The sequence below is a fragment of the Aeromonas sp. QDB54 genome, from assembly GCF_027707385.1.
Lineage (GTDB): Bacteria > Pseudomonadota > Gammaproteobacteria > Enterobacterales > Aeromonadaceae > Aeromonas > Aeromonas hydrophila.
Window position 1 is genome coordinate 193,005 of record NZ_JAPCIT010000002.1, and the last position, 11,440, is coordinate 204,444.

Sequence of the window (11,440 nt, forward strand, 5' to 3'; positions counted from 1 at the left end):
GTAGACAATGATTGAAGCGGATCGTCTCATCTCCGCCTCCGGCGGGCGGGAAGAGGAAGTCATCGATCGGGCCATCCGGCCCAAGCTGCTGGCCGATTACACCGGTCAGGATCCCGTCTGCGAGCAGATGGAGATCTTCATCGCGGCGGCGCGCCAGCGCGGCGAGGCGCTCGATCACCTGTTGATCTTCGGCCCGCCGGGGCTTGGCAAGACCACGCTGGCCAACATCGTGGCCAACGAGATGGGGGTCAACATCAAGACCACCTCCGGCCCGGTGCTGGAGAAGGCCGGCGATCTGGCGGCGCTGCTCACCAACCTCGAACCGAACGACGTGCTGTTCATCGACGAGATCCACCGCCTCAGTCCGGTGGTGGAGGAGGTGCTCTATCCGGCGATGGAAGATTACCAGCTCGACATCATGATCGGGGAGGGGCCCGCCGCCCGTTCCATCAAGCTCGATCTGCCCCCCTTCACCCTGATCGGTGCCACGACCCGGGCTGGCTCCCTCACCAGTCCGCTGCGGGATCGTTTTGGCATAGTGCAACGGCTCGAGTTCTACAACGTCAAGGATCTGACCGACATCGTCGCGCGCAGCGCCCGTTGCCTCGGGCTCGACATGACGGAAGACGGTGCACTGGAGGTGGCGCGTCGTTCGCGCGGTACGCCGCGAATTGCTAACCGTTTGTTGCGCCGGGTGCGCGATTTTGCCCAGGTGAAATCTGACGGCCGCATTGATGGACCCATAGCGGCCCGAGCCATGGACATGCTGGACGTGGATAATGAAGGCTTCGACTTCATGGACCGCAAGTTATTGTTGGCTGTGATAGACAAGTTTCTGGGCGGGCCGGTGGGGCTCGACAACCTGGCGGCTGCCATCGGGGAGGAGAAGGACACTATCGAGGATGTACTCGAGCCTTATCTGATCCAGCAGGGCTATCTGCAACGTACACCCAGAGGGCGGATCGCGACACCAAGAGCTTATGCGCATTTTGGCCTGCAACGGCCAGATGAAGGGTGAAAATAGCTGATTGAACAAAAAACCGCCGCTAGAGGCGGTTTTTTGTTATCCGGGCAAAAAAAAAGCCCACTGCGGATGCGGTGGGCAAAGACAATTCAGGATGGATGTTCACAGACAGTGAGTGCGTCTGGAGACAGACCGGTAAAAAAACAGAGGAGCCGTCGCGAGGCCTCAGAGTCGGTTCATTTGATAGAGCTGCACGAACGAAAGCTTGTAGTAACGGATGGTTTTAGCAACAAACTTTTTCATCTTTGATTCCAATAAACAGGTTCGAAATGTTCATCGAATACGTACCGGGAACCCAGATTGACCGGCCTGTATCCAAGGGTATGCCCTCACTGCGAGGCGCATTGTAGGAGCTCTATCGGACTCGGACAAACAAGAAAAATTACCTATCTCAGATTAGATTAACTAATCATTTTGCCGGCTTGTGGAATTAGCATGAACATGCGCTTTTAGTGGTTTTTAATTAGTTTGATTCGGACCCGGCACAGCCACAGGAAACATTATGAAAACGACCTTGTCAGTTGTTTTTTAACAGAACCATTACTAATTGGTGATAAATATAAATTTGATTTAAATCAATGATTTGCGATCTTTGTTTTTTTGTGACACAGCTCTCTAAAATAAATCTCATCGGTCGTGAAAATGCCTTTAAAAGGCATGTATTCATGATGGTTTTACATTGATTTCAATCAAATAAAGGTGATATAAAACGCAGGTCATTATGGGCGGGAATAAAGCAAGCTGGATTGTTTTGTAATTGTTAAACATTAGCTTTTTTTGTTCCATATTATTGCCTTGTTGTTAATGTGGTGGCAGTCGAATCCGGTCGTCAGTGCAAAACTGGAACATGACCGATAATTCGGGGACTTCCAACGGAAGCTTTGTCCTTAAAACTTAAAATAGCCGTGCCAATAATCGGTGAGGAAACATCATGATTGCTGAGCATGTGGTAGACCTATCGCGGTTCCAATTCGCTGCGACGGCCCTTTATCACTTCCTGTTTGTGCCCCTGACGCTCGGAATGGCCTTCATTCTGGCGATCATGGAGTCTGTCTATGTGATGACCAACAACCCTGTCTACCGGGACATGACCAAGTTCTGGGGCAAGTTGTTTGGTATCAACTTTGCCCTTGGGGTCACCACAGGGCTGACCATGGAGTTTCAGTTCGGTACCAACTGGGCTTACTACTCCCACTACGTCGGCGATATCTTCGGGGCCCCGCTGGCCATCGAAGGCTTGATGGCCTTCTTCCTGGAATCTACCTTCGTCGGTATGTTCTTCTTCGGTTGGGATCGCCTCTCCAAGCGTCAGCACCTGGCTGCGACCTGGCTGATGGCACTCGGGACCAACCTCTCCGCCCTCTGGATCCTGGTGGCCAACGGCTGGATGCAGAACCCGGTCGGTGCCGAATTCAACTTCGAATCCATGCGGATGGAGATGGTGAGTTTCGCTGATCTGGTGTTCAACCCGGTTGCCCAGGTCAAGTTCGTGCATACCGTCGCGGCCGGCTACACCACGGGCGCCATGTTCGTGCTGGGTATCTCTTCCTATTACCTGCTGAAGAATCGTGATGTTGCCTTTGCTCGTCGCTCCTTCGCCATTGCAGCCGCTTTCGGCATGGCTTCCATCCTCTCCGTGCTGATCCTCGGTGACGAGTCCGGTTACGAGACCGGTGAAGTGCAGAAGGTGAAACTGGCGGCCATCGAGGCCGAGTGGAACACCGAGCCGGCACCTGCCTCCTTTACCCTGTTCGGCATTCCGAATCAGGAAGAGATGCGCACCGACTACGCCATCAAGATCCCCTATGCGCTCGGCATCATCGCTACCCGTTCCCTGGATGGTCAGGTCACCGGCCTCAAGGATCTGAAGAGCGAGCATGAGCTGCGCGTGCGCAACGGCATGACCGCCTACGACCTGTTGACCAAGCTGCAATCCGGCGACAAGTCCGACGATACCCGTGCCCGCTTCGATGAAGTGAAGCAGGATCTGGGCTACGGTCTGCTGCTCAAGCGCTACACCAACAACGTCACCGATGCCACCGACGAACAGATCAAGGCTGCCGTGGATGACTCCATCCCGCAGGTTGCACCGCTGTTCTTTGCCTTCCGCATCATGGTTGCCTGCGGCATGCTGATGCTGCTGCTGATCGGTCTGGCCTTCTATGACAGCACCCGTCACAAGATCGGCGAGCGCAAGTGGCTGCTCAAGGCGCTGCTGTACGGTATCCCCTTGCCCTGGATCGCCATCGAGTGCGGCTGGTTCGTCGCTGAGTATGGCCGTCAGCCCTGGACCATCGCCGAAGTGCTGCCGACCTCCGTCTCTGCATCCAATGTGCCGGCGTCCGAGATCTGGTTCTCCCTGATCGGGATCTGCCTGTTCTATACCGTACTGCTGATCATCGAGATGTACCTGATGTTCAAGTACGCGCGTCTGGGCCCAAGCAGCCTGAAGACGGGCAAGTACCACTTCGAACAGAGCAAGGCATAAGGAGAGTAACCCATGTTTGATTACGAAATGTTGCGTCTGGTCTGGTGGGTGCTGGTCGGTGTCTTGCTGATCGGTTTCGCCATCACCGACGGCTTCGATATGGGGGTGGGCGCACTGCTCCCCTTCGTCGGCAAGAAGGATGTCGAGCGTCGGGTGATGCTCAACACCATGGGCCCGCACTGGGAAGGCAACCAGGTATGGCTGGTGACTGCCGGTGGTGCCCTGTTTGCCGCCTGGCCCATGGTCTATGCCGCCGCCTTCTCCGGCTTCTACATCGCCATGATCCTGACGCTGATGGCCCTGTTCTTCCGCCCGGTCGGCTTCAAGTACCGCTCCCTGCGTGAAGACGCCAAGTGGCGCAGCAACTGGGACTGGGCGCTGTTCGTCGGCAGTGCGGTGCCGCCCATCGTGTTTGGGGTGGCATTCGGCAACCTGCTGCAGGGCGTACCGTTCGACTTCAACCAGTTCATGATGCTGACCTATCACGGCAACTTCTTCGGTCTGCTCAATCCGTTCGGCCTGCTGGCCGGCCTGGTGAGCCTGTTCATGCTGGTCACTCAGGGTGCGACCTGGCTGATGATGAAGACCGACGGTGAAGTGCTGGCCCGCTCCCGCACTGCTGCCATGATCTGCTCGCTGCTGACGCTGGTGCTGTTCGGTCTGGCCGGTTTCTGGGTCAGCGGCATGGAAGGCTATGTGGTGGTCAAGGCGGCCGCGACTGATGCCGTTTCCAATCCGATGAACAAGGAAGTGGTGCGTCAGGCCGGAGCCTGGATGAACAACTACAGCCTCTATCCCTGGATGGTTGCCGCACCTATGCTGGGTCTGGCCATGAGCCTGCTGACCGCGCTGTTCGCCAAACTGAACAAGGGCTGGCTGGCGTTCACTACCTCCTCCCTGGCGGTTGCCGGCGTGATCCTGACTGCGGGCTTCTCCATGTTCCCGTTCGTGATGCCTTCCAGTCTTGAGCCGTCACTGAGCCTGACCATGTGGGATGCCACTGCCTCCTTCAACACCCTCAAGGTGATGACGGTGGCGGCTGCCATCTTCGTACCGATTGTGCTGGGTTATACCCTGTGGACCTACATCAAGATGTTCGGCCGGGTGACCAGCAAGCACATCGAAGACAACCAACAATCGCTCTACTAAGAAGGTGCCCTGATATGTGGTATTTCACCTGGATCCTGGGTCTGTTGCTGGCTTGCGCATTCGGCATCATCAATGCGCTCTGGCTGGAGCACACCGAGAACATGGATCGCCAGATCGATGAGAACAAGTGATCGACTCGCCCGGTTGGCCGCTCCATTGGAGCGCCAACCCTGGCAGGGGTTGATGCTGTTGGCGGCGGCCCTTCTGGCCGTCGCCATTTTACAGGCTCCCAACCTGGTGGCCGCCAATACCAGTGAACACGGGCTCTGGCTCGCGCCCTGGCTGATGTGGGCGGTCTGTTGCGGCGTCATGCACGGGCTGGGATTTCATCCCCGCAGCCTCATCGGTCGTGTGCTGTTTTGCCCCTGGCTCGCCTGGCCCAGTTTGTTATATGGGCTCTGGTTGACCCAAGGCTATTTCCTTTCATAAAAAACGGGGGGAGGCAGGATTTCCCTGCTTCCCCCTGCTTCTTTCCTATTCAGCCCTGCGCTATGATAGTCCCCCATCTGACTGTCGAATGGATCACAGATTGTTATGGGGGAAGTCTCTGAGTTTCCGGTACGGGTCTACTACGAAGACACCGATGCCGGGGGCATCGTCTACAACGCCAATTATCTCAAGTTTATGGAACGTGCTCGCACCGAGTTCCTGCGCTGCGGCGGCATCGAACAGGATGTCATGCTGCGCGACGGGTTCGCGTTTGTGGTGAGTCGAACAGAGATCGATTTCCGCTCGGCGGCCCGATTTAATGAGCTTTTGACTGTATTAACGCAAGTGACTGAAGTGAAACGCGCCTCCATGCGTTTTTCACAACGGATACTGGCGGCTGATGGACGACTGATCACCCAGGCCATGGTACAGATAGCCTGTGTCAGTCATCCGCATATGAAACCTGTTGCAATACCTGAAAATGTGAAGGGAGTGCTGTTAAGTGCACGCTGAAATTTCGTTTATTGGCCTGTTTTGGCAAGCCAGCCTGCTGGTAAAACTGGTCATGATGACCCTGATGGGTATGTCGGTAGTCTCCTGGGCGCTGATCATCCAGCGTTCCAAGGCCATCAAGGCAGCCAATCTCGCATCGGAGCAATTTGAAGACAGATTCTGGTCCGGGGTCGATCTGAACCGTCTCTACCAGGAGTCCTCCTCCCGTCGCGACGACATCGAAGGCATGGAAGACATCTTCTACTCCGGCTTCAAGGAGTACGCCCGTCTGCTCAAGGCCGGTGCCCGTGGTCAGGATGCGGTGATGGACGGTACTTACCGTGCCATGCGGGTCTCCCTTTCCCGTGCCGTGGACGAACTGGAATCCAACCTGCCGGTGCTGGCGACCATCGGCTCCATCAGCCCCTACATCGGTCTGTTTGGTACCGTCTGGGGGATCATGAACGCCTTTATCGCCCTGGGTCAGGTGCAGCAGGCCACCCTGCAGATGGTGGCACCCGGTATCGCGGAAGCGCTGATCGCCACCGCCATGGGTCTGTTTGCCGCCATCCCGGCCGTTATCTTCTACAACCGCTTCTCCAACAAGGTCGAGCGGCTGGAAAACGCCTACGCCAACTTCATGGACGAGTTCACCACCATTCTGAACCGTCAAATTGCTCAGCAGCAGGGTGATCAGTAATGCAAACCTATCAGCGGATCCGGCGCAAGAAGGTGGCCGAGATCAACGTGGTTCCCTATATCGACGTCATGCTGGTGCTGCTTATCATCTTCATGGCGGTGACGCCCGTGATCACGCAAGGGGTCAAGGTTGACCTGCCGCAGGCGGAATCCGAGCAGTTGCCGGAAGATGCCAAGCCGCCCTTCATCGTCAGCGTCAACACCGAAGGTGAGTACGTAATCAAGGCCGGCGAGGCCGATGACGAGCCGGTGCCTGCCGGTACTCCCGAGGCGATGCAGCAATACATCACCGAGAAGGCCATGGGCTACCTGGCCATCAACCAGAACGCCCCGGTGGTGGTCGCCGGCGACAAGTCGGTGCGCTATGAAGAGGTGATCCTGCTGATGGTGGCCCTCAAGAAAGCGGGTGTGCCTCAGGTCGGCCTGATGACGGATCCGGTGAACTGACGGAGATGGATGTGAAGCGTGGTATTTCCGGTTATCTCATCGCGTCGCTTCTGCTGCACCTGATCATCGGCATCATCCTGTTTGTCGGGCTCGACTTCAGCAAGCCGAAGCGACCCGAGTCGAAGGGGCAGATCGTCAATGCCGTCATGCTCGACGAGAATTTCCTCAACGAGCAGGCCAAGCAGATCCAGCAGCAGAAGTCTCAGCCCAAGCCGCAGAAGGTAGAGAAAGAGAAGGATAAGGAAGACACGGACATCGCCAAGCGCGAGCTGGCCCAGCAGCAGGAGCGGCTGCGTATCGCCGAGACCAAGCGCAAGGAGGCCGAAGAGGCCACCCGCAAGGCCGAGGCTGAAAAGCAGAAGAAGGTAGCCGAGCAGAAGCAGGCGGAAGAGAAGGCCCAGAAGGCCGAGGAAGCCCGCAAGCTGGAAGAGCAGAAAGCCAAGAAGGTGGAAGCCGAGCGCAAGGCCGCGGAAGAAGAGAGCAAGGCGCTGGCGCTGAAGAAGAAAAAGGAACAAGAGAAGAAAGAGGCCGAAGAGAAGCAGGCCAAGGCGGACGCAGCCAAGAAGGCGGAAGCCGAGAAGAAGGCCAAGCAGGAGGCTGAGAAGAAAGCCAAGGCCGAAGCGGACAAGAAAGCCAAGGCGGAGGCCGAGAAAAAGGCCAAGGCCGAAGCCGACAAGAAAGCCAAGGAGGCCAAAGAAGAGGCCGCCAAGAAGGCAAAAGCTGACGCAGAGAAGAAAGCCAAGGCGGAGGCCGACAAGCAGGCCAAGATCGCGGCAGAGCGCAAGCGCAAGGCGGCCGAGGAGGCCAAGCTGCAAAAAGAGATGGAAGACATGATGCAGCAGCAGCTGGCGGCTGAGGCAAATGCTCGCAGTCAGGCTGCATCTGCTGCAGCGCAGGGCGAGGTCGACAAATACGCGGCACTCATCAAGGCGACTGTTGAGCGATATATGATTTTGGATCCCACCATGCGGGGCAAAACATGTACTATCGGCGTACGTCTTGCGAGCACTGGCTTTGTCATTTCGGTAGATAACGGCCAGGGTGACCCGGCGGTATGTCGTTCCGGCAAGGCGGCCGTATTGAAGGCCAACCAACTGCCGGTGCCGAAGGATCCTGCGGCGTTCGAGATGTTGAAGGAGTTCAACCTCAAGTTGGAACCGAGCATCTAAGGCCTGGGTAAGGTAAATCGTGTAGCGTGGTTGGCAGCATCTTGCCGAGAAAGGAAGTTAATCTCTCATTTTTTTGGAACCGAGTATTTAAGCCATGATAAGAAAAGTGTTTTTTGCTTTGGTTGGCTGTTTGTTGCTGGGCCAGAGCGCCCAGGCGGCCTTGGACATCGTCATCACTGGCGGTATCGACAGTGCCCGACCCATTGCGGTCGCCCCCTTCAAGTGGGAAGGCAATGGCCAGCTGCCGCAGGACATCGCGGAAGTGGTCTCCAACGACCTGATGCGCAGCGGCAAGTTCAAGCCGCTGGCTCGTGGCCAGATGCCGCAGACGCCGAGCACCAGCGGCGAAATCAACTTCGCACCCTGGGCTTCACAAGGGGTCGAGGCCGTGGTGGTCGGTTCCATTGCCGCTGTCGGTGACGGTACCTACAAGATCAACTTCGAGTTGGTCGACGTGCTGAAGGGCCAGCTGGCCAAGGCGCAAGGTGGCGAGAGCAACGGCTATATCCTGGACAGCCGCATGGCGACCATCCCGGGTGCCCAGATGCGTCAGTTCGCTCACCGCATCTCCGACATCGTCTATGAGCGTCTGACCGGCGAGCGTGGGGCCTTCCTGACTCGTCTGGCCTATGTATCCGTCCAGCAGGGCACCCAGTTCCCGTATCAGCTGCGCATCGCCGACTACGACGGCTACAACGAGAAGACCCTGCTGCGCTCCCGCGAGCCGCTGATGTCCCCGGCCTGGTCGCCGGATGGCAGCAAGCTGGCCTACGTGAGTTTCGAGAACCAGAAGTCCGAGATCTACGTGCAGGATATCTACACCCAGCAGCGCAGCCTGATCACCAGTTTCCGCGGGATCAACGGCGCGCCTGAGTGGTCTCCGGATGGTCGTCGTCTGGCTATCGTTCTCTCCAAGGATGGTTCACCGAACCTCTATGTGGTTGATGTCGCTAGCAAGCAGCTGACCCGCGTCACAACCAGCCGGGTGATCGACACCGAACCCTCCTGGATGCCGGACGGGCAAAATTTGTTGTTCACCTCTGAACGTGGTGGCAAACCCCAGATTTATAGCGTAAATTTGGCGACTGGTATGACTCGCCGGATGACTTGGGAAGGTGAATCCAACCAGGGCGCATCCATCACTCCTGATGGCAAAATCATGGTGATGGTGACTCGTGTTCAGGGGCAGTACCGTATTGCCCGTCAGGACATGGAAAACAATGCCCTGCTGGTCCTTACCCAGAGTGCGCTGGATGAGTCGCCAAGTGTGGCTCCCAATGGCAGCATGATCATTTATGCCACCATCTATCAGGGTCGTAAGAGTCTCGCGTTGGTGTCGACTGATGGTCGCTTCAAGGCTGTGCTTCCGACCAGTAGCGGTGAAATTCGTGCACCAGCTTGGTCGCCCTTCTTGAATTGATAAAAATCCAATTGTTTTTTGTTTTGTTATAAAGGTTTAAGGAAATAGCATGCAACTCAATAAACTGCTCAAGGGTTTGGCCATCGCACTGCCACTGTTCACCCTGGCCGCTTGTAGCTCTTCTTCTGATTCTGACGCCGCTGGCGCTGAGTCAGGTATGACCGACGGCATGGGCGGTGTACAAACCGGCGGCGCCAACGGCATGTTGTCCCCGGAAGAGCAGATGCGTCAGAAGTTCGAAGCGCTGCAACGTGACAACGTGATCTACTTCCCGTTCGACGGTTACGATATCCAGGGTCAGTACGCTGATCTGCTGGATGCCCACGCCAGCTACCTGCGCGAGCGCCCGAGCGTTAAAGTCCTGATCGAAGGTCACGCCGACGAGCGCGGTACTCCGGAGTACAACATCGCCCTGGGCGAGCGTCGTGCCAAGGCCGTTGCCAAGTATCTGCAAACCCTGGGTGTGCAGGCCGAGCAGCTCTCCATCGTCAGCTATGGCGAAGAGAAGCCGCTGGACATGTCCCACACCGAGGATGCCTTTGCCAAAAACCGCCGTGCGGTTCTGGTTTACTAAGGTTTAAACCGAACAAAGTTCGTTTATATGCAAGCGGCCATTTCGATGGCCGTTTTATTTGCACTAAACGCCAAGGTTTGATCCGAATGAAATCTGTATAAGCGAGCGACGATGGCGCTGGCCGTTTTATTTGCCCTAAACGCTAAGGTTTGATCCGAATGAAATCTGTGTACAAGCAAGCTGTTGTTGCGCTGGCCGTATTGGTTGCTCTGAATGCGCAGGCGGCGGCTCCCGTCAGCGATCTGAGCGGTGACTCGGGTGGCGGTGTTGTCCTTAGCGGCAACAACGGCGCCATCGTGCCCACCGGCAGCCTGGAAGACAGGGTTGCCCTGCTGGAGCGCACCCTCAATGCCCGTCTGCGCCTGCAAGCCGAATTGCAGCAGCAGGTCGACTCCCTGCAGGGGGAGGTATCCGAGCTGCGCGGTCAGCTGGAACAGCAGACTTACCAGATGGAACAGTCGCAAGAGCGTCAGCGTCAGCTCTATCAGGAGCTCGACAAGGTGGCCAACAGCCAGCCTGCTGCTACGCCAGCCGCCCCGGCAGCCGCCGCTGCGAGCGCGGCACCGGCAGCTGCGGCCAACTACTCGACCAACCTGAATGAGAACCAGGCCTACGATGCGGCCGTGAACATGGTGCTCAAGGAGAAGAACTACGACAAGGCCATCCCCGCCTTCGAAGGGTTCATCAAACAGTATCCAAGCTCGAGCTATGTCCCCAATGCCCATTACTGGCTGGGTCAGCTGTTGTTCAACAAGGGTGACCGGACCGGCGCTGCTGCCCAGTTCACCACGGTGGCAACCAAGTTCAGCAAGTCGCCCAAGCGAGCCGATGCGCTGTTGAAGCTGGGCATGCTGGCACAGCTTGACGGCAAGAAGGCGGAAGCGAAGAACTTCTATGAGCAGGTGATCAAGGGTTACCCGAACACCTCGCCGGCCCAACTGGCCAAGCAGAGTTTGAGCAAGCTGTAACATTGCTGCATGTCACTGTTTTCGTAACAGTCTTGTAAATACAGCCCCGCTTTGTATGCGCAATGAACAAACAGATTGAATTTAAGATTTTTCTATTGCGCCAGGATGATAAATCCGTAATATAGGCCGCCGTCAGAGCCGGTGCAGTATTGCAGTCGGTCCTGGTCGTGGTGAGGGTCGTTAGCTCAGTCGGTAGAGCAGTTGACTTTTAATCAATTGGTCGCTGGTTCGAATCCAGCACGACCCACCATTCTCTCCACCAGGTGGAGACAGCATTCCCAGGTCGCTTAGCTCAGCTGGGAGAGCACCTCCCTTACAAGGAGGGGGTCACTGGTTCGATCCCAGTAGCGACCACCAGTTTTAAACTGTTTGCCAAGGCAAGCAGTGTGCCAGGCAAGTCGGTGTGGGTCGTTAGCTCAGTCGGTAGAGCAGTTGACTCTTAATCAATTGGTCGTAGGTTCGATCCCTACACGACCCACCAATCTGGCCACAAGAATTCCCAGGTCGTTTAGCTCAGCTGGGAGAGCACCTCCCTTACAAGGAGGGGGTCACTGGTTCGATCCCAGTAACGACCACCATCT

At 56.7% G+C, this 11,440-nt stretch carries 12 protein-coding genes and 4 tRNA genes; all 16 read left to right on the forward strand.

The window, feature by feature from the left end; translation table 11 throughout:
- Positions 1-7: 7 nt before the first annotated feature.
- The 16 genes from ruvB (at position 8) to PG881_RS02935 (ending at position 11,437) form a co-directional block, all read left to right on the forward strand.
- A complete protein-coding gene (gene ruvB, locus PG881_RS02860; RefSeq protein ID WP_011707371.1) occupies positions 8-1,018 on the forward strand; it encodes a Holliday junction branch migration DNA helicase RuvB in 1,011 nt (336 codons plus the stop codon).
- Positions 1,019-1,955: 937 nt separating this feature from the next.
- Positions 1,956-3,512, forward strand: coding sequence for a cytochrome ubiquinol oxidase subunit I (cydA, locus tag PG881_RS02865; protein WP_065475691.1), 1,557 nt, complete (start codon positions 1,956-1,958; stop codon positions 3,510-3,512).
- A gap of 12 nt (positions 3,513-3,524) precedes the next feature.
- Complete coding sequence (gene cydB / locus PG881_RS02870) at positions 3,525-4,661, forward strand: cytochrome d ubiquinol oxidase subunit II (RefSeq protein ID WP_270797967.1); 1,137 nt, start codon at positions 3,525-3,527, stop codon at positions 4,659-4,661.
- Positions 4,662-4,675: 14 nt separating this feature from the next.
- Positions 4,676-4,792: a cytochrome bd-I oxidase subunit CydX gene (cydX, locus tag PG881_RS02875; protein WP_005304933.1), complete on the forward strand. Its 117-nt coding sequence runs from the start codon at positions 4,676-4,678 to the stop codon at positions 4,790-4,792.
- Positions 4,779-5,090: a cyd operon YbgE family protein gene (locus PG881_RS02880; RefSeq protein ID WP_039213707.1), complete on the forward strand. Its 312-nt coding sequence runs from the start codon at positions 4,779-4,781 to the stop codon at positions 5,088-5,090. Before cydX ends, PG881_RS02880 begins: the two co-directional genes overlap by 14 nt.
- 105 nt (positions 5,091-5,195) lie before the next feature.
- Complete coding sequence (gene ybgC, locus PG881_RS02885) at positions 5,196-5,603, forward strand: tol-pal system-associated acyl-CoA thioesterase (RefSeq protein ID WP_011707367.1); 408 nt, start codon at positions 5,196-5,198, stop codon at positions 5,601-5,603.
- Entirely contained in the window at positions 5,593-6,282 is a 690-nt protein-coding gene (gene tolQ, locus PG881_RS02890; protein WP_011707366.1) for a protein TolQ, read from the forward strand. The genes ybgC and tolQ overlap by 11 nt, the downstream gene beginning before the upstream one ends.
- Positions 6,282-6,728, forward strand: coding sequence for a protein TolR (gene tolR, locus PG881_RS02895; protein ID WP_011707365.1), 447 nt, complete (start codon positions 6,282-6,284; stop codon positions 6,726-6,728). Before tolQ ends, tolR begins: the two co-directional genes overlap by 1 nt.
- 5 nt (positions 6,729-6,733) lie before the next feature.
- Positions 6,734-7,897: a cell envelope integrity protein TolA gene (gene tolA / locus PG881_RS02900; RefSeq protein ID WP_011707364.1), complete on the forward strand. Its 1,164-nt coding sequence runs from the start codon at positions 6,734-6,736 to the stop codon at positions 7,895-7,897.
- 94 nt (positions 7,898-7,991) lie between these two features.
- A complete protein-coding gene (gene tolB / locus PG881_RS02905) occupies positions 7,992-9,317 on the forward strand; it encodes a Tol-Pal system beta propeller repeat protein TolB (RefSeq protein ID WP_011707363.1) in 1,326 nt (441 codons plus the stop codon).
- A gap of 49 nt (positions 9,318-9,366) precedes the next feature.
- Positions 9,367-9,891, forward strand: coding sequence for a peptidoglycan-associated lipoprotein Pal (gene pal, locus PG881_RS02910; RefSeq protein ID WP_005304908.1), 525 nt, complete (start codon positions 9,367-9,369; stop codon positions 9,889-9,891).
- Positions 9,892-10,049: 158 nt separating this feature from the next.
- The gene (ybgF, locus tag PG881_RS02915; protein ID WP_201904063.1) at positions 10,050-10,859 is read left to right on the forward strand and encodes a tol-pal system protein YbgF; all 810 of its coding nucleotides are present in this window, start codon (positions 10,050-10,052) and stop codon (positions 10,857-10,859) included.
- Between the two features lie 174 nt (positions 10,860-11,033).
- A tRNA-Lys gene (locus PG881_RS02920) sits at positions 11,034-11,109 on the forward strand.
- 31 nt (positions 11,110-11,140) lie between these two features.
- Positions 11,141-11,216: transfer RNA gene (locus PG881_RS02925), tRNA-Val, on the forward strand.
- 48 nt (positions 11,217-11,264) lie between these two features.
- Positions 11,265-11,340: transfer RNA gene (locus PG881_RS02930), tRNA-Lys, on the forward strand.
- A 21-nt stretch (positions 11,341-11,361) separates the two neighbouring features.
- Positions 11,362-11,437, forward strand: a tRNA-Val gene (locus PG881_RS02935).
- The last annotated feature ends 3 nt before the right edge of the window (positions 11,438-11,440 follow it).